Raw genomic sequence first — 21,930 nt, forward strand, 5'->3', positions numbered from 1 at the left:
AACCCCGCCGCAGCGGGGTTCAAACGGAAGCTTGATCGCTCAGTGGGCTGCGGCAGCCGCTGCGCCGATACCGGTTTCGGAACGCACTTCCTGCGCCTCGAAGCCAGCCTTGTCGATCGCGGCGCGCGGGCTCTTGTCGGTGACCGAGAAGAACCAGATGCCGAAGAAGCCCACCGCCATCGAGAAGATCGCCGGCGAGGTGTAGGGGAAGATCGGCGCGGCATTGCCGAACACGTCGACCCATACCGACTTCGACACGATGGTCAGCACGACCGCCGTGGCCAGGCCCAGGAAACCGCCCACGGTGGCGCCGCGGGTGGTGCAGTCCTTCCACAGCACCGACATGAACAGCACCGGGAAGTTGGCCGAAGCGGCGATGGCGAAGGCCAGCGACACCATGAAGGCCACGTTCTGCTTTTCGAATGCGATCCCCAGCAGCACGGCGATGACGCCCAGTGCGATGGTGGTGATCTTCGAGACCTTCAGTTCGTCCGCGCTATTGGCCTTGCCCTTCTTGAACACGGTGGCGTACAGGTCGTGCGACACGGCCGAGGCGCCGGACAGGGTCAGGCCGGCCACCACCGCCAGGATGGTCGCGAAGGCCACGGCCGAGATGAAGCCCAGGAAGACGTCGCCGCCCACGGCCTTGGCCAGGTGGACCGCCGCCATGTTGTTACCACCCAGGAGCTTGCCGGCTGCATCCTTGAACTCGGCGTTGGTGCCGACCAGGACGATCGCGCCGAAGCCGATGATGAAGGTCAGGATGTAGAAGTAGCCGATCCAGGTGGTGGCCCACAGCACCGACTTGCGCGCCTCTTTCGCGCTCGGGACGGTGAAGAAGCGCATCAGGATGTGCGGCAGGCCGGCGGTGCCGAACATCAGCGCCATGCCGAAGGAGATGGCCGAGATCGGGTCCTTGATGAAGCTTCCCGGGCCCATGATGGAATCGCCCTTGGCGTGCACTTCGGTCGCGGTGGCGAACAGTCTTTCAGGGCTGAAGTTGTACTGCGCCAGCACCGAGAAGGCCATGAAGGACGCGCCCGACAGCAGCAGCACGGCCTTGATGATCTGCACCCAGGTGGTGGCGGTCATGCCGCCGAACAGCACGTAGACCATCATCAGGATGCCGACCAGGACCACGGCGATCCAGTATTCCAGGCCGAACAGCAGCTTGATGAGCTGGCCGGCGCCGACCATCTGCGCGATCAGGTAGAACGCGACCACGACCAGCGTGCCCGATGCCGCGAACACGCGGATGGGCTTCTGGTGGAAGCGGTAGGCGGCCACGTCGGCGAAGGTGTAGCGGCCCAGGTTGCGCAGGCGCTCGGCCATCAGGAAGGTGATGACGGGCCAGCCGACCAGGAAGCCGATGGCGTAGATCAGGCCATCGAAGCCGTCCAGGAACACGGCGGCGGAGATGCCCAGGAAGGACGCGGCGGACATGAAGTCGCCCGCGATCGCCAGGCCGTTCTGGAAGCCGGAAATGCCGCCGCCCGCGGTGTAGAAGTCGGAAGCGGAACGGGTCTTGGCCGCGGCCCACTTGGTGATGAACAGGGTCAGGACCACGAAGATCGCGAACATGCTGATCGCGGTCCAGTTGGTGGCCTGCTTGGTGGCCTGGCCGAGGTCGGGCGCGGCCATTGCGGCGCCGGCGGCGCCCAGCAGCGCGAGCGCCGCAGCGGTACGGATCATGGGCTTCATGCGACCACCTTCTCTTTCGGCTGCGCGACGCGTGCCTTGATGGCGTCGGTCAGTTCGTCGTATTGGCTATTGGCGCGGCGCACGTAGATGCCCGTGATGACGATGGTGAAGAGGATGACGAACAGGCCCAGCGGAATGCCCCAGGTCATCACGCCTTCTCCAATGCGCGTGCCCATGAATTCCTTGTTGAAAGCGACCAGGACAGTGAAGCCGTAGTACACGATCATCATTGCCCAGGTGAGGGTCCAGCCGAAACGCGAACGGGTCGCGACCAGCTTGCGGTAGTTGGGGTCGTTCTTGACCCGCTGTACGACGTCTTGGTCCATCTTGTGTCTCCTATTTTGTAATGCCTGTGCGGTGCATACCTTGCAGGTTGAGAGCCATCCTACGGCGACCCCCTTACCTCATTCTTACGCTTGCTTACGCCTATCTGACAGCCTCGCCTCGAAATGCTCTACACTTCGGGCATGAGCTATTCCACCCGCAGCCCCGCGGACGGCGGCGACAAGCCCGTCATCTGGACGGTATCGGTTTCGCGCCTCTCCGACCTGTTCCGCGACATCACCCTCGAGTACGATCACCTGGCTTCGATCGAGCCGCTGCATCTCGGTTTCGACGAAGCGGCAAAGCACATCCGCGAACGCATGGCGACCGAGCGCTGCGACGTCGTCATCGCGGCGGGATCGAACGCGGCCTATCTCAGGGGACGGGTGTCGGTGCCGGTGGTGGTGGCCAAGGCCAGCGGCTTCGATGTGATGCAGGCGCTGGTGCGGGCGCGGCGCGTGTCCTCGCGCATCGGCGTGATCAGCTACCAGCTGCCCTTGCCGGAACTGGCCGAGTTCGCGTCGACCTTCGGCGTCGATATCGCCCAGCGCACCTACGTCACCGAAGAGGATGCGCGCGCCAGCATCAACGAATTGAAAGCTGCCGGCGTCGAGGTGATCGTCGGCGCGGGATTGATTACCGACCTGGCCGAGGAAGCGGGGCTGACAGGTGTGTTCCTGTATTCGGCGGCCTCGATCCGGCAGGCCTTCGACGATGCGCTGGAACTCGCGCGCCTGACCATGCTGGAAGCGAACCGCGGCCGCCGTACGGCCGGCAGCGATACGCGGCGTGCGCGGCGTGGGCTCAACGATTTACGCGGGGATTCGGCCGCCATGGAAAGGCTGCGCCAGACCGTGGTGCTGTATGCACGCTCGCCGGCGACGGTGCTGATCCAGGGCGAGACAGGCAGCGGCAAGGAGCTGGTGGCGCAGGCGATCCACCGCGAAGGACCGCGCCGCGCCGGGCGGCCTTTCGTGGCGGTGAACTGCGGCGCCATCGCGGAATCGCTGCTGGAATCGGAACTCTTCGGGCACGAGGAAGGCGCGTTCACGGGCGCGCGCCGCGGCGGCCATGCGGGTCTGTTCGAGGCGGCCAATGGCGGCACCCTGTTCCTGGACGAGATCGGCGAAATGCCGCTTGCCTTGCAGACGCGCTTGCTGCGCGTGCTGGAAGAGCGCGAGGTGATGCGCGTGGGCGGCACGCGGCCGGTGCCGATCGACGTGCGCGTGATCAGCGCGACCCACTGCGACCTGGAAGCGCGCGTGCGCGAGGGGCGATTCCGGGCCGACCTGTTCTACCGCCTGGCCGTGCTGCGTTTGAGTTTGCCGCCGCTGCGCGAACGCGTGGAGGACATCGCGCCGCTGGCGGAATGGTCGCTCAAGAATGCGCTGGCGGCGCTGGATGCGCGGCCGCATCCGAATCTGCATGCGGAGGTCAATGCGTGCGCGCCGCTGCTGGAGGCCTACGACTGGCCGGGGAATGTGCGCGAGCTGCGCAACCTGGCGGAGCGCCTGGCCCTGTTTTTGGCGGCGGAGCCCTTGCAGGCCCTGACGCCGAGCTTCCTGCTGTCGGTGGCGCCGGAGCTGGCGCGGCGCGAGGCTGCAGCTGCGCAGGCGATCCAGGTGCCTGCCGCCGAGCCGTCGGCGGAGACGATTGCCGAGGTCCTGGCCCGCTTCGGCGGCCAGCGCGACCTGGCGGCCCGCCACCTGGGCATCAGCCGCACGACCTTGTGGCGGCGGCTGAAATCACAAACCTGATCCATCCCCTCGCCGCCTACCAACGTCGTCCCGGCGAAGGCCGGGACCCAAGTTTGCGTGCGTTACCCCTACGTGTGACCTCGGTTGCTACGGAACGAACTTGGGTCCCGGCCTCCGCCGGGACGACGTTGTTCGGGGCTGCGTGACCCTCCAGCGTCGCGCCTTAACAAAAGTTTAACTAACTCCAACACCACAGCCCCAAAAAAGCCGTATTATGTTTCTTTACTATGGCCCGGCGTCCACCCAGCGCCGGCTCGTCGTAACACGGCGTCCCACGAGGCCCAGCTCATTGGAGGCACTATGCAACATGCGTCGCAAGCTGCACTGTTTTCATTGATTGGCGATACCCCGCTGGTGGAAGTGACCCGCATCGATACCGGTCCCTGCCAGCTGTTCCTGAAACTCGAATCGCAAAACCCCGGTGGCTCGATCAAGGACCGCATCGGCAAGGCCATGATCGAAAAGGCCGAGCATGACGGCCACCTCCAGCCCGGCGGTACGGTGGTCGAGGCGACTGCCGGCAATACCGGCCTGGGCCTGGCCCTGGTGGCGCGCATCAAGGGCTATCGCGTAGTGCTGGTCGTCCCCGACAAGATGGCGGCCGAGAAGATCCTGCACCTGAAGGCGCTCGGCGCCGAGATCCACCTGACCCGCTCCGACGTCGGCAAGGGCCATCCGGAGTACTACCAGGACTACGCCGCCCGCCTGGCCAAGGAAATCCCCGGCGCCTGGTTCGCCGACCAGTTCAACAACCCGGCCAATCCCTGGGCCCACGAACACTTCACCGGTCCGGAAATCTGGGACCAGACCAACCACAAGCTGGACGCCATCGTCGTCGGCGTCGGCTCGTCGGGCACCCTCACCGGCCTGTCGCACTACTTCAAGAAGACCCAGCCGCACCTGGAATTCATCCTGGCCGACCCCAAGGGTTCGATCCTGGCGGAGTACGTCAACACGGGCCACCTGTCGAAAGATGCCGGCTCCTGGGCCGTGGAAGGCATCGGCGAGGACTTCATTCCCGGCATCGCCGACCTGTCGCGCGTGACCAAGGCCTACACCATTCCCGACGAGGAAAGCTTCAACACCGCGCGCCTGCTGCTCCAGCAGGAAGGCATCCTGGGCGGCTCGTCCACCGGCACCTTGCTCGCCGCTGCGCTGCGCTACTGCCGCGAACAAACCCGGCCCAAGCGCGTCGTCACCTTCGTGTGCGACACCGGCACCCGCTACCTGACCAAGGTCTACAGCGACGGCTGGATGGTCGACCAGGGCCTGCTCGCCCGTCCCAAGCTGGGCGACCTGCGCGACCTGATCGGCCGCCGCTACGACGCCGGCGAAGTGGTGACGGTGTCGCCCACCGATACCCTGCTGACCGCCTTCAACCGCATGCGCTCGAGCGACCTGCAGCAGCTGCCGGTGATCGACAACGAAGGCCGGCTGGCGGGCCTGATCGACGAATCCGACCTGCTGCACCACGTGACCACCGAACCGGGCCGCTTCGGCGCGCCGGTGTCGAGCACCATGACGGCCCAGCTGCAGACCTTGCATCCGGCTGCCAGCATGCAGCAGCTGCGCGAAGTGCTCGACCGCGGCCTGACCGCCGTGATCACGGACGGCCCCAGCTTCTACGGGCTGATCACGCGCTTCGACCTGCTGAATCATTTGAGAAGGACGCTTTCATGACCGAATCCAGGAAACACATCGCCACCCGCGTCATCCACGGCGGCCAGGCGCCGGAGCCGAGCACCGGCGCCGTGATGCCGCCGATCTTCGCGACCTCCACCTTCCGCCAGGAGAGCCCGGGCGTGCACAAGGGCCTGGACTACGGCCGCTCGCACAACCCGACGCGCTGGGCGCTGGAGCGCTGCGTGGCCGACATCGAAGGCGGCAGCGCGGCATTTGCCTTCGCTTCCGGCCTGGCGGCGATCGCGGCGGTCCTGGAGCTGCTGCCCGCTGGTTCGCACATCGTCGCGGGCGACGACATGTACGGCGGCACCTACCGCCTGTTCGAGCGCGTGCGCCGCGACAGCGCCGGGCACAGCTTCACTTATGTCGACCTGGCCGATCCGGACGCACTGGCCGCCTCCTTGCGTCCCGAAACGAAGATGGTGTGGGTGGAGACGCCCACCAACCCCATGCTCAAGCTGGCCGACCTGCACGCCATCGCTTCGCTGTGCAAGGCACGCGGCATCCTGACCGTGTGCGACAACACCTTCGCCAGCCCCATCGTCCAGCGCCCGCTGGAGTGCGGCATCGACATCGTGGTGCACTCGACCACGAAGTACATGAACGGCCACTCGGACGTGATCGGCGGAGTGGCCATCGTTGGCGACAATCCCCAGCATGCCGAGCGGCTGGGCTTCATCCAGAACGCGGTGGGCGCGATCCAGGGGCCGTTCGACAGCTTCCTGGTGCTACGCGGGATCAAGACCCTGGCCTTGCGCGTGGAGCGCAGCAGCGCCAACGCGCTGGCCCTCGCGCAGTGGCTGGAACGCGAGCCGAAGGTGCGCAAGGTGCACTATCCGGGGCTGGAGTCGCATCCCCAGCATGCGCTGGCGAGGCGGCAGATGAACGGGTTCGGGGGGGTCGTGTCGATCGACCTGGATACCGACCTGGCGGGGGCACGGCGCTTCCTGGAACGCTGCGAGGTATTCACCCTGGCCGAGAGCCTGGGCGGGGTGGAGAGCCTGATCGAGCATCCGGCCTTGATGACGCATGCGAGCATTCCAGCGGAACGCAGGGAGGAGCTGGGGATTGGGGATGGCTTGATTCGGCTATCTGTCGGGATCGAGCATCTCGACGATCAGCGCGAAGACCTGCAGCGCGCCCTGGCCGCCATTTAGCACCACTAGCTCCGTCGTTCCGGCGACGGCCGGAACGACGTGCTAGCGGTGAGGACTGACGGAGGACGAGCCTGTCAGAATTTTTGTGTTGCTGAGGTCATGAAATAATACCGAAAGGGAAATTCCATGACCGAAGCAATGACTACCAAAAAGCCGAAGAAACCGAAGTCGCCTGACCTGATTCCTGTTGAACTGATCGACCAGTTGCTGGCGCAAGTCCAGAGCAAGGATGCTGAATCGATCCTGGGCGAATCTGGCCTTGCTGGCCAACTCAAGAAGATGCTGGCTGAGCGCATGCTCGCTGCTGAGCTGAGCCACCACTTGGCGAACGAGGGCGAGGATAGCGAGAACCATCGTAATGGCAGCAGCGCCAAGACGGTACTTACTCCAGCTGGCGAGCTGCGGCTGAACGTGCCGCGTGACCGGCTGGCGACGTTCGAGCCAAAGCTGGTGGCCAAGCACCAGCGACGCATGCCAGGCTTTGACGACCATGTGATCGGCATGTACGCGCGCGGAATGAGCGTGCGTGAAATCCAGGGGCACTTGCTCGAGCTGTACGGTACTGAAGTGTCACCGGACTTGATCTCCACCATCACGGATGAGGTATTGGAGGAAGTCGCCCAGTGGCAGCAGCGGCCGCTCGAAGCGATGTATCCGATTGTCTATTTCGACGCTTTACGCCTGAAAATCCGGGACGAAGGCACGGTCAAGAACAAGGCTGTGTACCTGGCGCTTGGCGTACGCGCTGACGGTCGCAAGGAAGTGCTGGGCTTGTGGATCGAGCAAACGGAAGGCGCCAAGTTCTGGCTCAAAGTCTTCAATGAACTGAAAAACCGTGGCCTGGACGATGTCTTGATTGCCGTGGTCGATGGTCTGCGAGGCTTCCCGGAAGCGATCGAAGCGGTCTATCCGCAAGCGCAGATCCAGACTTGCGTCGTGCACTTGATTCGCAACTCGCTCAATTTCGCCAGCTGGAAGGATCGTAAGCCGCTCGCGGCTGCTCTCAAATCAATCTATCAGGCTGCGTCAAGCGATGCTGCTGCAAAGGCGCTGCAGGACTTTGCAGAGAGCGACTGGGGCAAGAAATTCCCGACTGTCGCAGCAATGTGGCAGCGACAGTGGGAACAGGTGATTCCATTCTTCGCTTACCCACCTGAGGTGCGAAGAATCATCTATACCACCAACGCCATCGAGAGCATGCACATGCAGCTACGCAAGATCGTCAAGAACCGTGGACACTTCCCAAGCGACGATGCAGCCAGCAAGCTGCTCTACCTGGCCTTGCGCAATATTGAGAAAGACTGGAAGATGCCACCCATCATCTGGAAGCAGGCCGCGAACCAATTCGCCATCATGTTTGGCGAACGATTCACCAATGCATTGAGCTGATTCTTTAAACAGACCTCAGCACACAAAATTCCTGACAGGTCCCGGAGGACTTAAAACATGGCCAGCTCGCGCCTTCCGCTCTCAGCCCGTACCTTGAACGTCCCCACCAGCTCCGACAACTCCGCCGCCTGCTGCCGCATCGACGCCGCCGCAGCCGCAGCCTGTTCCACCATCGCCGCATTCTGCTGCGTCGACAAGTCCATCTCCGCAATCGCCCTGCTCACCTGCTCCACGCCGCTCGCCTGCCCTGCGCTGGCCTCGTGAATCGCCCCGAGGATCCCGGCCACGTCCTGCACGTGCTGCAGCACCGCCCGCATCGTCGACCCGGCCGCTTCCGCGATCCCGGTCCCGGCCTCGATCTCCCCCGCCGATTCCCCGATCAGCTGCTTGATCTCCTTTGCCGCTCCAGCGCTGTGCTGCGCCAGGTTGCGCACCTCCGCCGCCACCACCGCAAAGCCGCGCCCTTCCGTCCCGGCACGCGCCGCCTCGACCGCCGCGTTGAGCGCCAGGATGTTGGTCTGGAAGGCGATGCTGTCGATCATGCCCGTGATGTCCACGATGCGGTCCGCCGACGCCCTGATCGCGGCCATGCGCGTCACCAGCTGCTCGACCGCCTTGGCGCCTTCGATGGCCACCGTGGACGCATTCTGCGCCAGCGCATTCGCCTGCCGCGCACTGGCGTTGTTCTGCACGATCGCGCTGCCGAGGGCGTCCATCGCCCCCACCGTTTCGCGCAGCGCGTCGGCCTGGCGCTCGGTGCGCTGCGACAGGTCCTGGTTGCCGTGGGCGATCTCGCTGGAGGCCGAATCGATGGCCTGCGCGCCCTGCAGGACCTGCGACACGGTCGAAGACACTCCGTGGGTCATGCCGTTGAGCGCATCGAACAGGCGGCCGATCTCGTCGCGGCGCGCATGGCGAATCACCGGGCGCAGGTCACCGTGGGCCACCTGCTCGGCCAAAGTCACAGCCTGCTGCAGCGGCCCGACGATGTTGCGGGTCAGGGTCCAGGCCAGTGCGGCGCCCATCGCCAGCGCGCCCAGGCCCAGCATCAGGAGCAGCGCCTTGCTGAAACTGGAAGCGGCGGCCGACTCGTCGGCCAGGCGGTGCGCTTCGGCGGTCTCGAAGGCCAGCAGGGTTTCCAGCGCGGCGATGTGGGCCTTGTAGGTTTGTTCCCAGCGGCCGGTGACCACCTCCTCAACGACCTGGGTCTGGCCGAACTCCTTGGCGCGGAACAGCTCCGTCTGGATCGTGGCCAGCGCGGCCTTGTGCTTGGCGGCTTCCTGCACCAGCGTGCGTTCGCGGTCGAGGGCCGGCAGCTTGCCGAGCTTGTTCTCGATGGCGGCCGCACCCTTCCGGCCTTCGGCCAGCTGGGCCTGGAAATAGTCGGCCAGCTCCAGGCTGTCGCTACGGGCGATCGAGATGGTGCGCGAGCCGTTCAGGCGCTCGATGCCGAGCAGGTCCGAGACGAGCTGCTGCTTGGCGAGTTTGTCTTCCACCAGGTCGGCCGTCAGCGTGTCCGACGCCTGCATGCGCCACAGGGCGACGGCGGAAATAAGGAGGATGAGGAGAGAAACGATACCGAAGGAACCCAGGAGCTTGGTGCCGGTCTGGAGCTTTGCGAGTCGCATTGCAAGTACGGATAGTTGTGAGTACTTGCAGTTTAGAAATGGTTTGTGACGGGATGATGAATTTGTGTGAAGGGGCGTGTCATGGTTGTGTCACGAGACACGCACGCAAACTTAGGTTCCGGCCTCCGCCGGAACCCAAGTGGTTTTTGACTTAGCGCTTCAAGGCCGGAATCGCCGCCGGCTTCCACGCCTTCACCGGCTGCTCCTTCATCTTCTTCTCCAGCATCTCGAGCGCCACTTCCAGCTGGCGGTCGCGCCCCTTGAAGGTCTCATGCGGCAGGTTGTCGACCTCCACATCCGGCGACACGCCCACGCCTTCGATCAGCCACTCGCCTTCGCTCGAGAACTGCCCGAACTCCGCCACGCGCGCCATGCCGTTGTCGGTCAGCCCGTTGCCGTCGCTGAGCCAGACGCCCGCGCCGGCGGTGCGCTTGCCCACCACCGGTCCGAGCTTGAGCGCCTTGACGCCGGCGGTGAAGGTCTCGCCGTCCGAGTAGGTCAGCTCGTCCGCCAGCACCACCAGGTGGCCGCGGAAGGTGTTCTGCATGTTCGACTGCGGCTGGTTGCCGTTCGAGGCCCAGAAGGCCCACGAGCGGCGCAGCAGCTTCTCGATGATCCAGCTGTCGATATTGCCGCCGTTATTGCGGCGCACATCGATGATCAGGCCTTCCTTGTTGATGTTGGCGTAGAAGTCGCGCGCGAAGGCGTTGATGTCGCGCGCCACCATGGCGCGCAGGTGCAGGTAGCCGATCTTGCCCTTGGACGCCTCGTCCACCTGCCGCGCCCTGCTCTGCTCCCAGTCGGTGTAGCGCAGGCTCGCGTGGCGCGCCATGCTCACCGGCGTGACGATCACCTGGCGCGGCTTGGCATCCAAGGTCTTCACTTGCAGCAGCACCTGCTTGTCGGCCTGGTCGAGCAGCAGGTCGGCGATGTCGCGCGCCTCCACCAGCGACTTGCCGTTGACGGCCGTGATCACATCGCCTTCCTTGACGCCCACGTCCGGCAGGGACAGCGGACCGGCCTCCGACGGCAGCTCCGGCTCGCTGCGGTAGACGCGGTCGACGCGGTAGCCCTCTGCGGTGCGGGTCAGCACGGCGCCCAGGCTGGACGGCGTGCCTTCGCCCGTCGCGCGGCGCACGTCGCCCGGACGAATCTGCGAGTGGAGCGCGCCGACCTCGCCCACCATCATGCCCAGCACGTCATCCAGTTCCGCACGGTCGGTGACACGATCGACCAGCGGCGCGTAGCGCGTGCGCACGGCGTTCCAGTCGACACCGCGCATCTTGGCGTCGTACAGGAAGTCGCGGTGCATGCGCCATGCGTCGTTGAACATCTGCGTCCATTCGAGGCGCGGATTGGTAATCACTGCCCAGTCGTCGATCTTGACCTTGGCCTTGGTGAGATCGGCGGGTGCCTTGGCGCCGGCGGACACGATCAGCATGTCGCCCGGCGCGCCCTTCGCAAAGGTTCGGTAGAAGACATGCTTGCGGTCGGTGCTCAGGCCGAACTCGCGCACGTTGGACGCGAAGGTCTCCGGCTGCGGCGCGCTGCGCGAAATCTCCAGGGTCTTGAGCACGCCTTTCTGGCCGTCGTCGGAATCGAGCAGGTACAGGCGCTTGTCGTCGACGGCCAGCGCACGGTAGTTACCCGGCGCGACCGGCACTTCGTACAGGCGCTCGCGCAGGCCGGCATAGATGATGGCGGGCGTCGGCTTCTTCGGCTTGTCGCTGCTGGCGGCATTCGCCGCGCTGGTTGCCGCGGCGGCGGCGGCCACGGCGGCCTGCTTGTCGGCGGTCTGCTCGTCCGCGCCTGGCGTCTTCACCGCGGCCTTGGCGGCGGCTTCCGGGGACATCTCCTCCGGCTTGGTCAGCTCGTCCTCGGGCTTGAATGGGAAGCGCGTGTCTGGCTGCAGCGCCAGCGCGTACACGCCGACGCGGTCGTCGAACACCGGTCCCATGTTGCGGTCGCCCCAGACCGAGGCGTTGCCGAGGTTGAAGTGGCGCGCAGAGAGGAAATACAACCATTTGCCGTCCGGCGAAAAGGCCGGCGAGTTGGCTTCGTAGCGGTCGGTGGTGACAAAGCTCATCTGCTTCGACCCGAGGCTGTACAGGCCGATCTGGTTGCGCTGTTCGCTGCTGCCGGTGCGCACCAGCGCCAGGTTGCGGCTGTCGGGCGACCACACCACCTGCTCCAGGCGGTCGACGCCGATCTGGCCGGCGTCGTCGATCACCACGTTGGACTTGGCCGCTAGGTCGAGCAGCCAGGTGCGGCCCTTCTTGTCGGTGTGGGCCAGCCACTTCCCGTCCGGCGACGGATACAGGTTCCAGCGGTGGGCGGCGCCGTCCCTGGTCAGGCGGTCGCCTTGGCCGGAGCCGTCTGCGGCATAGCGCCAGATCTCGTTCTCGCCGCTGGCGTCCGTGATCGCATAGACCCACTTGTCGTCGTGGCTGAACACGGCGCTGCGCGCGCGCACGCCTTCCGGCACGGCGATTTCGACGCGGCGGTAGGTGCCGGTGCCGGCGATGGTCACGCGGCCGCGCGCGGTCAGCACGATGCGCTCGGCCTTGTTGGCCGGTTCGATGCCGGTCAGCGCGTCGAGCGGCGACTTCACGCGGCGCATGCGCTGCTGGTCGAAGTCCGACACCAGGCTGGCCTTGAGCAGGCTATCGGCGCCGCTGGCGAGGTCCAGCACGCGCAGGTCCGCGCCCAGCTGGTAGACGATGCGGCCGTCGCCGAGCGAGGCGGTGCGCACGTCCCATTCCTTGTGGCTGGTATGGGCGCGGCGGTCGCTGCCATCCGGAAGCGACGACCAGATGTTGTCGGCGCCGTCCGCGTCGCTGATGAAGTACAGGCGGCCCTGGTGCCACATGGCGCGGCGGTTGTTGGCCGTGTCGTCCTTGAACAGCTGGGTGGCTTCGCCCTTGGCGTCCAGGTCGAAACGCCACAGCTGGGCGTGGGCGCCGCCGCGGTAGGAGCGGACGTTATCGTTGGTCATGGACAGGCCCATGCGCGTGAAATAGACGACCTTGCCGGCGTCGTCCAGGGTCGCGTCGTTGGCGTCGGCCAGCGGCAGCACGCGGCGCTTCATGGTCGCCGGGTCCAGCGCGGCCACCACGCGGTGCTTGGCGGGGCCGACCGAATTTTCCGTGCTGACCAGGACTTCGCCCTGCGCCGTCCAGCCGAGCACCGTGACGCCGCCGTTCTCGAAGGTGATGCGCTTGGGCAGGCCGCCTTCGAGCGGCATCACGTAGGCTTCCTGCGCGCCTTCGTAAGAGGCGGCAAAGGCTACCAGCTTGCCGTCGTGCGAGATCGCGGCGTGGGTTTCGGCGGACGGGTGGGTGGTCAGGCGGGTGGCCTTGCCGCCCGCGGTCGTGGTGCGCCACAGGTCGCCTTCCGCCGTGAAGACGATGGTGTCGCCGCGGACGGCCGGGAAACGGAAGTAAGGGTCAGCGGCGGCGGCCTGGCTGCCGATGAGGGCGAGCGACAGCGCAAGGATGGTGCGGGAGACGGTCATGGTCACTGTGACGGAGGTTACTGAAGAACATGAGTTTGCCACAGCAGAAAGGGATGTTGGCGTCCTTACATGCAAAAAAGAACTGGGTGCGTGCTTGCGAGTGCAGGGATACGCTTCTGGTGTGCGTCCCCCTCGGCCGGAACCCAAGTTCGTAGCAACGCCACAATATGTTCATGCCCCCAAACGACAGACGAAAAAAACCGCGCCGAAGCGCGGTTCTTTGTTGAGACCAAAGTTACTCGATCTCGACCGTCTCCGCCGGAGCCGGCGGCGGCAGCACGTCCCCTTCCGGGAACTCGAGCACCACATCGTCCTTCTCGTTCAGGTCCACGGTCACGCGTCCGCCGTTGACCAGGCGGCCGAACAGCAGCTCGTCGGCCAGGGCCTTGCGGATCATGTCCTGGATCAGGCGCGACATCGGACGGGCGCCCATGAGCGGGTCGAAGCCCTTCTTGCCGAGGAACTTGCGCAGCTTCTCGGTGAACACGGCTTCCACCTTCTTCTCGTGCAGCTGCTCTTCCAGCTGCATCAGGAACTTGTCCACGACGCGCAAGATGATGTCCTCGTCCAGCGCGCGGAAGCTGATGATCGCATCCAGGCGGTTGCGGAACTCCGGCGTGAACATGCGCTTGATGTCGGCCATCTCGTCGCCCTGCGCCTTCGAATCCACGAAGCCCACCGAGCGCTTGGTCAGGCTCTCGGCGCCCGCATTCGTGGTCATGATGATGATCACGTTGCGGAAGTCCGCCTTGCGGCCGTTGTTGTCGGTCAGGGTGCCATGGTCCATCACCTGCAGCAGGATATTGAAAATGTCCGGGTGGGCTTTTTCAATCTCGTCCAGCAGCAGCACCGCGTGCGGCTTCTTGGTGATGGCCTCGGTCAGCAGGCCGCCCTGGTCGAAGCCGACGTAGCCCGGCGGCGCACCGATCAGGCGCGACACCGCGTGGCGCTCCATGTATTCCGACATGTCGAAACGCACCAGCTCGATGCCCAGGATGAAGGCCAGCTGCTTGGCGACTTCCGTCTTGCCGACGCCGGTCGGGCCGGAGAACAGGAAGGAGCCGATCGGCTTGTCCGTCTTGCCCAGTCCGGCGCGCGCCATCTTGATGGCGGAGGCCAGCGCTTCGATCGCCGGGTCCTGGCCGAACACCACGTTGCGCAGGTCGCGGTCGATGGTCTGCAGCTTGCTGCGGTCGTCCTGGTTGACCGTCTGCGGGGGAATCCGCGCGATCTTGGCGATGATGTCCTCGATCTCGGTCTTGCCGATGGTCTTCTTCTGCTTCGACTTCGGCAGGATGCGCTGGGCCGCGCCCGCTTCGTCGATCACGTCGATCGCCTTGTCGGGCAGGTGACGGTCATTGATGAAGCGCGCCGCCAGCTCGGCCGCGGTCGACAGCGCCGAGGCGGAATACTTGACGCCATGGTGCTCTTCGAAACGCGACTTCAGGCCGCGCAGGATCGCCACGGTCTGCTCGACCGACGGCTCGTTCACGTCCACCTTCTGGAAGCGGCGGCTCAGCGCATGATCCTTCTCGAACACGCCGCGGAATTCCGTGAACGTGGTCGCGCCGATGCACTTGAGCTGGCCGTTGGCCAGGGCCGGCTTGAGCAGGTTCGACGCGTCGAGCGTGCCGCCCGATGCCGAACCGGCGCCGATGATCGTGTGGATCTCGTCGATGAACAGGATGCCGTTCGGGGTGTCCTTGATCTGCTTGAGCACGGCCTTCAGGCGCTGCTCGAAATCGCCGCGGTACTTGGTGCCGGCCAGCAGCGCGCCCATGTCGAGCGAGTACACGACGGCGTTCTGCAGGATCTCGGGCACGTCCTCCTGGACGATGCGCCATGCCAGGCCTTCCGCGATGGCGGTCTTGCCGACACCGGCCTCGCCCACCAGCAGCGGGTTGTTCTTGCGGCGGCGGCACAGGATCTGGATCACGCGGTCCACTTCTTCCTCGCGGCCGATCAGCGGATCGATCTTGCCGTCCGCAGCCGACTTGTTGAGGTTCTGGGTGAACTGGTCGAGCGGGCTTTCCTTGGTCTGGCCCTCGACCTGCGCTTCTTCCACGCCTTCGGACGCCTTCTGGGTGTCCATCTGCTGGTCCTTGCGGACGCCGTGCGAGATGAAGTTGACCACATCCAGGCGGGTCACGCCCTGCTGGTGCAGGTAGTAAACAGCATGCGAATCCTTCTCGCCGAAGATCGCGACCAGCACGTTGGCGCCGGTCACTTCCTTCTTGCCGTTCGAGGCCGACTGCACGTGCATGATCGCGCGCTGGATCACGCGCTGGAAGCCGAGCGTCGGCTGGGTGTCGACTTCGCCCGTTCCGGGTACGGTCGGGGTGTTGTCACCAATAAAATTAGTCAGGGTCTTGCGCAAGTCTTCAATATTGACAGCGCACGCACGCAGGACTTCGGCGGCCGACGGATTGTCGAGGAGCGCCAGCAGCAGATGCTCCACGGTAATAAACTCGTGCCGTGCCTGCCGTGCTTCGACAAAGGCCATGTGTAGAGATACTTCAAGTTCCTGCGCAATCATACTTCCTCCATCACGCATTGCAGGGGATGCCCCGCCTTACGCGCATGCGTTAAGACAAACTCCACTTTGGTACACGCTATATCTTTGGAAAACACGCCGCACACCCCCTTACCATGCCGGTGCACGGAAAGCATGATCTGCGTCGCCGTTTCGCGATCCTTGTTGAAGTACTCCTGGATGACCGCGACCACGAATTCCATCGGCGTGTAGTCATCGTTCAGCAGCGCCACCTGGTACAAAGGTGGTGGTTTGACGGTCTGCCGCTCCAGTAGTTGTTCAGTGTCGTGCTTCGTTGCCATGGGGGTATTCTAATGCTTTCAGGAATAGTGCCAAGCATAAACATCAGCTCGTTTTCATGTGCTTCCATGTTACTTGGTTTCCGTTCTTTGCGCAGATGGCGATCCAATTGGGGAAATCAAGTGCCCTGTTGAGGTCGGTGTGACAAATTTGACAACGGAGGCGCAAAACCGCTTGACTTCAGTGATTATTCCACCAACAATGCAGTTATTGACATTGTACTTATGTACTTGTTGATAAGAAGTGAGCAGGCTGAGGAGGGGGCAAGAAGCTTCTTGCTTTTATGGCTCGTGTGATATGTTTTTAATTGAAAGTTTCTTTTATGGCAACTGGTACTGTTAAGTGGTTCAATGATTCCAAAGGTTTTGGCTTCATCACTCCTGATGACGGCGGCGAGGATCTGTTCGCACACTTCTCCGCAATCAATATGACCGGTTTTAAGACCCTCAAAGAAGGTCAGAAAGTCCAATTCGAAGTCACGCAAGGCCCGAAAGGCAAGCAAGCTTCCAACATCCAGGGCGTGTAATACCTCTCCCCCGGAAGCAAAAGACCCCGCGCAAGCGGGGTTTTTTTTCGCCCTCCGCAAGCCGGTCACTGCTTCCCCGCGCGCCTTCACAGCCAGCCCGCCCTATATAGATAGCGGTGGATTTCCTCGTTCAGCGCAATTAGCCCGGCCGTGGCCGCCTCGGTGTCGTCGGCCGGCGGATCGGGAAACAGCCCGGACAGCAACTGGCAGTGCGCGCCGAGCGCCCTGCCCCGCGCCACGAGCAAGTCGAGTTCCGGGCCCGGCGCCGCAGCCGCCAGCCGCGCCGCTTCGCCGACCAGCCAGTCGCCGCGCACCTGGGCGTACACGAGCCTGCCGATCCGCTCCGCCTGCGCCCGCCCCGCTGCATGCATGCCGGCCTCCGCACCAAGTAAAAAGCCCCGCCTCTTGCAAGGCCGGGGCTTTCATCCTATCCGAAGCGGCGAAGCGCTGTCGCCTGCTTACATGTGCTCGATCATCACCTCGCCGAAGCCGGAACACGAGACCTGGGTCGCGCCCTCCATCAGGCGCGCGAAGTCGTAGGTGACCTTCTTGGAAGTGATCGCCTTTTCCATCGAGCTGATGATCAGGTCGGCGGCCTCAAGCCAGCCCATATGGCGCAGCATCATCTCGGCCGACAGGATCAGCGAACCCGGGTTCACATAGTCCTTGCCCGCGTACTTCGGCGCGGTGCCGTGGGTGGCTTCGAACATCGCCACCGAGTCCGACATGTTGGCGCCCGGCGCGATGCCGATGCCGCCGACCTGGGCCGCCAGCGCGTCCGAGACGTAGTCGCCGTTCAGGTTCAGGGTGGCGATCACGCTGTACTCCGCCGGGCGCAGCAGGATCTGCTGCAGGAAGGCGTCGGCGATCGAATCCTTGACCGTGATGTCGCGGCCGGTCTTCGGATTCTTGAACTTGCACCATGGGCCGCCGTCGATCAGCTCGGCGCCGAATTCTTTCTGGGCGAGCGCGTAGCCCCAGTCACGGAAGCCGCCTTCGGTGTACTTCATGATGTTGCCCTTGTGGACGATGGTCACGGAGGGCTTGTCGTTGTCGATCGCGTACTGGATCGCCTTGCGCACCAGGCGCTCGGTGCCTTCGCGCGAGACCGGCTTGACGCCGATGCCCGAGGTTTCCGGGAAGCGGATCTTCTTGACGCCCATTTCCTTGGTCAGGAATTCGATGACCTTCTTCGCGCCCTCCGAGCCTTCGGCCCATTCGATGCCGGCGTAGATATCTTCGGAGTTCTCGCGGAAGATCACCATGTCGGTCTTTTCCGGTTCCTTCAGCGGCGAAGGCACGCCCTTGAAGTAACGCACCGGGCGCAGGCAAACATACAGGTCGAGTTCCTGGCGCAGCGCCACGTTGAGCGAGCGGATGCCGCCGCCTACCGGCGTGGTCAGCGGGCCCTTGATCGAGACCACATAGTCCTTCAGCACGTCCAGGGTTTCGGATGGGAGCCAGACGTCGGGGCCGTAGACCTGGGTCGACTTCTCGCCGGCGAAGATTTCCATCCAGCTGATCTTGCGCTGGCCGCCGTAGGCCTTGGCCACGGCTGCGTCGACCACCTTGATCATCACCGGGGTGATGTCGACGCCGGTGCCGTCGCCTTCGATATAGGGAATGACCGGGGTGTTCGGAACGGTGAGCGAGAAATCGGCGTTGACGGTGATTTTCTGGCCGTCGGCCGGGACCTTGATATGTTGGTACATCGTGTTCTCCCAAGTAGCCACATGCGGGCGTGGCATGCGATCTGAATTACAATGGTGAAGCTGCTAGTCTTGTATAAGACATGGATGTGGCGTCTTGCATTATGCACCAGTATTTTGCCGGATGCCACGCAAGCACCCAAGCACTTTCCGCCCCGGCGGCCCCTGATTCTAGTTTCACCCGTTCGACATGGCCCTGATCCTTTTTAATAAACCCTTCCAAGTCCTTTGCCAGTTCAGTCCGCAGGAGGGCCGCGAATCGCTGGCCGACTACCTGAAGATCCCCGGCATCTACCCCGCCGGGCGGCTGGACGCGGACAGCGAAGGCCTGATGCTGCTGACCGACGACGGCAAGCTGCAACATAAGATCGCGCACCCGGATCACAAGGAAGCCAAGACCTACCTGGTGCAGGTGGACGGCGTGGTGGACGCGGCCGCGCTGGCGCGCCTGCAGGCGCCGCTCGACCTGGGCGACTTCGTCACCAAGCCCTGCCGCGCGGTGCGCATCGAGGAGCCGGGCTGGCTGTGGCCGCGCAATCCGCCGATCCGCGCGCGCGCCGACAAGCCGACCAGCTGGATCGCGATCACGCTCGAGGAAGGCAAGAACCGGCAGGTCAGGAGGATGACGGCGGCGGTGGGCTTGCCTACTTTGCGGCTGGTGCGCAGCAGTATCGGGCCGTTTTCGCTGGCGACGCATCCGTTGATGCCGGGGGAGTATGTTGAGGTGCAGGCGGCCGCGTTGCGGTAAGCGGTTCGTGGCCTGCGCGCTAACTTGGGCGGAACAATGCCAGTGGCATTGTTCCGCCCAAGTTTGCATGAGCAGCACTGGAAATAAAAAAACCGCCGGCCCAAGAGCCGGCGGTTTTCATTTGGTACTACCTAGGGACGATTACGCCAGCAATTCCAGCGCCGCGTTGAAGGTCGCGCTCGGACGCATCACCGCCTTGACCTTGGCGTCGTCGGCCTTGTAGTAGCCGCCGATATCAACCGGCTTGCCCTGCACTTCCAGCAGTTCGGCGACGATCTTGGCTTCGTTCTCGGCCAGGGTCTTGGCCAGCGGAGCGAAGGTGGCTGCCAGGCCGGCGTCTTCGCTCTGCGCCGCCAGTTCCTGGGCCCAGTACATCGACAGGTAGAACTGGCTGCCGCGGTTGTCGAGTTCACCGGTCTTCGGCGACGGCGACTTGCGGTTGTCCAGCAGCTTGCCGGTGGCCGCGTCCAGCGTCTTGGCCAGCACCTTGGCCTTGTTGTTGCCGGTCTTCAGGCCGAGGTCTTCCAGCGACACCGCCAGCGCCAGGAATTCGCCCAGCGAATCCCAGCGCAGGTGGTTCTCTTCGACCAGCTGCTGCACGTGCTTCGGAGCCGAACCGCCGGCGCCGGTTTCGTACATGCCTCCGCCCGCCATCAGCGGAACGATCGACAGCATCTTGGCGCTGGTGCCCAGTTCCAGGATCGGGAACAGGTCGGTCAGGTAGTCGCGCAGGATGTTGCCGGTCACCGAGATGGTGTCCAGGCCGCGGCTGACGCGCTCCAGCGTGTAGCGCATCGCACGCACCTGCGACATGATCTGGATGTCCAGGCCGGTGGTGTCGTGATCCTTCAGGTAGGTCTTGACCTTCTTGATCAGTTCATTCTCGTGCGGACGGTACGGGTCGAGCCAGAACACGGCCGGCATGCCCGAGTTGCGCGCGCGGGTGACCGCCAGCTTGACCCAGTCGCGGATCGGCGCGTCCTTCACCTGGCACATGCGCCAGATGTCGCCCTTCTCCACGTTCTGGCTCATCAGGACTTCGCCGGTGGCGATGTCGGTGATGTTGGCCACGCCGTCTTCCGGCACTTCGAAGGTCTTGTCGTGCGAGCCGTATTCCTCGGCCTGCTGCGCCATCAGGCCCACGTTCGGGACGGTGCCCATGGTCTTCGGATCGAAGGCGCCGTGCCATTTGCAGAAGTTGATGACTTCCTGGTAGATGCGGGCGAAGGTCGATTCCGGAATGACTGCCTTGACTTCCTTCAGGCGGCCGTCGGCGCCGTACATCTTGCCGCCGGCGCGGATCATGGCCGGCATCGACGCGTCGACGATGACGTCGTTCGGCGAGTGGAAGTTGGTGATGCCCTTAGCCGAGTCGACCATGGCCAGCGGCGGACGGTGTTCCTGGCAGGCGTGCAGGTCGCGCTCGATCTCTTCGCGCTGCGAGGCCGGCAGGCCGGCGATCTTGTTGTACAGATCGGCCATGCCGTTGTTGACGTTGATGCCGAGGCTGTCGAACAGGGCGCCGTGCTTCTCGAAGGCCTCCTTGTAGAACATGCGCACGCAGTGGCCGAACACGATCGGGTGCGAGACCTTCATCATGGTCGCCTTGACGTGCAGCGAGAACAGGATGCCGGTGTTCTTCGCGTCTTCGATCTGCTTCTCGTAGAACTCGAGCAGGGCCTTGCGGCTCATGAACATCGAGTCGATGATCTCGCCATCCTGCAGCGCGACCTTCGGCTTCAGCACGATCGCCTGGCCGCTCTTGGTGATCAGTTCCATCTTGACGTCACGGGCGCCGTTCACGGTCATCGACTTTTCGCCGTGGTAGAAGTCGCCGTGGGTCATGTGCGACACGTGGGTGCGCGACGCCTGCGACCATTCGCCCATCGAGTGCGGGTTCTTGCGTGCGTATTCCTTGACGGCCTTCGGTGCGCGGCGGTCCGAGTTACCTTCGCGCAGGACCGGGTTCACGGACGAACCGATGCACTTGGCGTACTTGGCCTTGATGGCCTTCTCTTCGTCGGTCTTCGGATCGGCCGGGTAGTCGGGCAGCTTGTAGCCCTTGCCCTGCAGTTCCTTGATCGCGGCGTTCAGCTGGCCGACCGAAGCGGAAATGTTCGGCAGCTTGATGATGTTCGCATCCGGCTCCAGGGTCTTCTTGCCCAGCTCGGCCAGCGCATCGGGAACGCGCTGCTCTTCGGTCAGGTATTCCGGGAAGTTCGCCAGGATACGGGCGGCGACCGAGATGTCGCTCTGTTCGACCTTGATGCCGGCCGGCTTGGTGAAGGTGCTGACGACAGGCAGGAAGGCGTGGGTCGCCAGCAGGGGCGCCTCGTCGGTCAGGGTGTAGATGATGGTCGGATCGCTCATACGCTTTTTCCTCGATGCTCGCGTGGATGACACGCTATGTAAATTTGGTGCTTCTCGTGATGCTCAAGTCTTCTATAAGACATAAGACGGGCGTTTCACATTATGCACCAGTATTTTACTGTGCGCCATGGTTTTAGACGATATGCCTTCCGCCAGGGCGCACCGGCAACGCGAGCTCGACAGTGGCCGCGCCAAGCAAAAAAACCCGCCGGGACCAATGGTCGGGCGGGTCTTTCTACTGCACAGAACTTGCCAGCGCGGCCTAGGCCGCGCGCACGCGGTTGTTAGGCCGACAGTGCCTTGATGGCGGCAGCCAGGCGGCTCTTGTGGCGCGCTGCCTTGTTCTTGTGGATGATCTTCTTGTCAGCGATGCTGTCGATGGTCGACACGGACTGCTGGAAGATGGTGGTTGCAGCGGCCTTGTCGCCAGCCTGGATGGCCTTGCGAACTGCCTTGATTGCGGTGCGCAGGGTCGAACGCTGTGCCGAGTTGTGCGCGTTTTGCTTAACTGCTTGACGAGCGCGTTTGCGCGCTTGTGCGGTATTTGCCATGGAATTTCCTAAATCGGGGTCAAGTTGCGTTTGCAAACAT

16 protein-coding genes are annotated in these 21,930 nt (G+C 64.0%); 6 read left to right on the plus strand and 10 right to left on the minus strand.

The annotated features are described in order from the left end of the window. Window positions 1-39: 39 nt before the first annotated feature. The gene (locus J8847_RS19385; RefSeq protein ID WP_211526357.1) at window positions 40-1,701 is read right to left on the minus strand and encodes a cation acetate symporter; all 1,662 of its coding nucleotides are present in this window, start codon (window positions 1,699-1,701) and stop codon (window positions 40-42) included. Beyond that, entirely contained in the window at window positions 1,698-2,027 is a 330-nt protein-coding gene (locus J8847_RS19390) for a DUF485 domain-containing protein (protein WP_211526358.1), read from the minus strand. The genes J8847_RS19385 and J8847_RS19390 overlap by 4 nt, the downstream gene beginning before the upstream one ends. A gap of 141 nt (window positions 2,028-2,168) precedes the next feature. Between J8847_RS19390 and prpR the strand changes: the two genes are divergently transcribed. The 4 genes from prpR to J8847_RS19410 all read left to right on the plus strand — a co-directional run bounded on the left by prpR (window position 2,169) and on the right by J8847_RS19410 (window position 8,011). Continuing rightward, complete coding sequence (gene prpR / locus J8847_RS19395; RefSeq protein ID WP_211526359.1) at window positions 2,169-3,782, plus strand: propionate catabolism operon regulatory protein PrpR; 1,614 nt, start codon at window positions 2,169-2,171, stop codon at window positions 3,780-3,782. A gap of 300 nt (window positions 3,783-4,082) precedes the next feature. Then, the gene (locus J8847_RS19400; protein ID WP_211526360.1) at window positions 4,083-5,462 is read left to right on the plus strand and encodes a pyridoxal-phosphate dependent enzyme; all 1,380 of its coding nucleotides are present in this window, start codon (window positions 4,083-4,085) and stop codon (window positions 5,460-5,462) included. After that, the gene (locus tag J8847_RS19405) at window positions 5,459-6,622 is read left to right on the plus strand and encodes a PLP-dependent aspartate aminotransferase family protein (RefSeq protein WP_211526361.1); all 1,164 of its coding nucleotides are present in this window, start codon (window positions 5,459-5,461) and stop codon (window positions 6,620-6,622) included. The genes J8847_RS19400 and J8847_RS19405 overlap by 4 nt, the downstream gene beginning before the upstream one ends. 138 nt (window positions 6,623-6,760) lie before the next feature. Then, a complete protein-coding gene (locus J8847_RS19410) occupies window positions 6,761-8,011 on the plus strand; it encodes an IS256 family transposase (protein ID WP_211526375.1) in 1,251 nt (416 codons plus the stop codon). A gap of 50 nt (window positions 8,012-8,061) precedes the next feature. Here the strand turns inward: J8847_RS19410 and J8847_RS19415 are convergent, their stop codons facing one another. From J8847_RS19415 to clpS, 4 genes are all read right to left on the minus strand, one after another. Beyond that, window positions 8,062-9,639 (minus strand): methyl-accepting chemotaxis protein, encoded by a 1,578-nt coding sequence (locus J8847_RS19415; RefSeq protein ID WP_211526362.1) that lies wholly within the window; start codon window positions 9,637-9,639, stop codon window positions 8,062-8,064. 151 nt (window positions 9,640-9,790) lie between these two features. Then, the gene (locus J8847_RS19420) at window positions 9,791-13,153 is read right to left on the minus strand and encodes a S41 family peptidase (RefSeq protein ID WP_211526363.1); all 3,363 of its coding nucleotides are present in this window, start codon (window positions 13,151-13,153) and stop codon (window positions 9,791-9,793) included. Between the two features lie 235 nt (window positions 13,154-13,388). Further along, window positions 13,389-15,689: an ATP-dependent Clp protease ATP-binding subunit ClpA gene (gene clpA / locus J8847_RS19425; protein ID WP_211526364.1), complete on the minus strand. Its 2,301-nt coding sequence runs from the start codon at window positions 15,687-15,689 to the stop codon at window positions 13,389-13,391. Then, complete coding sequence (clpS, locus tag J8847_RS19430; RefSeq protein WP_020653505.1) at window positions 15,686-15,988, minus strand: ATP-dependent Clp protease adapter ClpS; 303 nt, start codon at window positions 15,986-15,988, stop codon at window positions 15,686-15,688. Before clpS ends, clpA begins: the two co-directional genes overlap by 4 nt. A gap of 320 nt (window positions 15,989-16,308) precedes the next feature. Here clpS and J8847_RS19435 point away from each other — a divergent pair, with 320 nt between their 5' ends. Further along, the gene (locus J8847_RS19435) at window positions 16,309-16,512 is read left to right on the plus strand and encodes a cold-shock protein (protein WP_078032457.1); all 204 of its coding nucleotides are present in this window, start codon (window positions 16,309-16,311) and stop codon (window positions 16,510-16,512) included. A gap of 86 nt (window positions 16,513-16,598) precedes the next feature. On the opposite strand, the gene J8847_RS19440 is transcribed toward J8847_RS19435, so the two are convergent. Together J8847_RS19440 and icd are read right to left on the minus strand one after the other, a co-directional pair. Then, window positions 16,599-16,883: a hypothetical protein gene (locus J8847_RS19440; protein ID WP_211526365.1), complete on the minus strand. Its 285-nt coding sequence runs from the start codon at window positions 16,881-16,883 to the stop codon at window positions 16,599-16,601. 87 nt (window positions 16,884-16,970) lie between these two features. Continuing rightward, window positions 16,971-18,224: an NADP-dependent isocitrate dehydrogenase gene (gene icd, locus J8847_RS19445; RefSeq protein WP_211526366.1), complete on the minus strand. Its 1,254-nt coding sequence runs from the start codon at window positions 18,222-18,224 to the stop codon at window positions 16,971-16,973. Window positions 18,225-18,411: 187 nt separating this feature from the next. Between icd and J8847_RS19450 the strand changes: the two genes are divergently transcribed. Beyond that, window positions 18,412-18,969: a pseudouridine synthase gene (locus J8847_RS19450; RefSeq protein WP_211526367.1), complete on the plus strand. Its 558-nt coding sequence runs from the start codon at window positions 18,412-18,414 to the stop codon at window positions 18,967-18,969. A gap of 141 nt (window positions 18,970-19,110) precedes the next feature. Here J8847_RS19450 and J8847_RS19455 read toward each other — a convergent pair whose 3' ends face one another. Then, window positions 19,111-21,339 (minus strand): NADP-dependent isocitrate dehydrogenase, encoded by a 2,229-nt coding sequence (locus J8847_RS19455; RefSeq protein WP_211526368.1) that lies wholly within the window; start codon window positions 21,337-21,339, stop codon window positions 19,111-19,113. 284 nt (window positions 21,340-21,623) lie between these two features. Continuing rightward, the gene (rpsT, locus tag J8847_RS19460) at window positions 21,624-21,890 is read right to left on the minus strand and encodes a 30S ribosomal protein S20 (protein ID WP_211520982.1); all 267 of its coding nucleotides are present in this window, start codon (window positions 21,888-21,890) and stop codon (window positions 21,624-21,626) included. Window positions 21,891-21,930 lie beyond the last annotated feature (40 nt).

Source organism: Massilia sp. AB1, from assembly GCF_018119385.1.
In the GTDB taxonomy this organism is placed as follows: domain Bacteria; phylum Pseudomonadota; class Gammaproteobacteria; order Burkholderiales; family Burkholderiaceae_D; genus Telluria.

Coding starts and splice junctions, on each gene's coding strand:
- prpR (WP_211526359.1), top strand. CDS start 2,169: ATGAGCTATTCCACCCGCAGCCCCGCGGACGGCGGCGACAAGCCCGTC.
- J8847_RS19455 (WP_211526368.1), bottom strand. CDS start 21,339: ATGAGCGATCCGACCATCATCTACACCCTGACCGACGAGGCGCCCCTG.
- J8847_RS19405 (WP_211526361.1), top strand. CDS start 5,459: ATGACCGAATCCAGGAAACACATCGCCACCCGCGTCATCCACGGCGGC.
- clpA (WP_211526364.1), bottom strand. CDS start 15,689: ATGATTGCGCAGGAACTTGAAGTATCTCTACACATGGCCTTTGTCGAA.
- rpsT (WP_211520982.1), bottom strand. CDS start 21,890: ATGGCAAATACCGCACAAGCGCGCAAACGCGCTCGTCAAGCAGTTAAG.
- J8847_RS19435 (WP_078032457.1), top strand. CDS start 16,309: ATGGCAACTGGTACTGTTAAGTGGTTCAATGATTCCAAAGGTTTTGGC.
- J8847_RS19415 (WP_211526362.1), bottom strand. CDS start 9,639: ATGCGACTCGCAAAGCTCCAGACCGGCACCAAGCTCCTGGGTTCCTTC.
- J8847_RS19440 (WP_211526365.1), bottom strand. CDS start 16,883: ATGCATGCAGCGGGGCGGGCGCAGGCGGAGCGGATCGGCAGGCTCGTG.
- clpS (WP_020653505.1), bottom strand. CDS start 15,988: ATGGCAACGAAGCACGACACTGAACAACTACTGGAGCGGCAGACCGTC.
- J8847_RS19400 (WP_211526360.1), top strand. CDS start 4,083: ATGCAACATGCGTCGCAAGCTGCACTGTTTTCATTGATTGGCGATACC.
- J8847_RS19410 (WP_211526375.1), top strand. CDS start 6,761: ATGACTACCAAAAAGCCGAAGAAACCGAAGTCGCCTGACCTGATTCCT.
- icd (WP_211526366.1), bottom strand. CDS start 18,224: ATGTACCAACATATCAAGGTCCCGGCCGACGGCCAGAAAATCACCGTC.
- J8847_RS19390 (WP_211526358.1), bottom strand. CDS start 2,027: ATGGACCAAGACGTCGTACAGCGGGTCAAGAACGACCCCAACTACCGC.
- J8847_RS19385 (WP_211526357.1), bottom strand. CDS start 1,701: ATGAAGCCCATGATCCGTACCGCTGCGGCGCTCGCGCTGCTGGGCGCC.
- J8847_RS19450 (WP_211526367.1), top strand. CDS start 18,412: ATGGCCCTGATCCTTTTTAATAAACCCTTCCAAGTCCTTTGCCAGTTC.
- J8847_RS19420 (WP_211526363.1), bottom strand. CDS start 13,153: ATGACCGTCTCCCGCACCATCCTTGCGCTGTCGCTCGCCCTCATCGGC.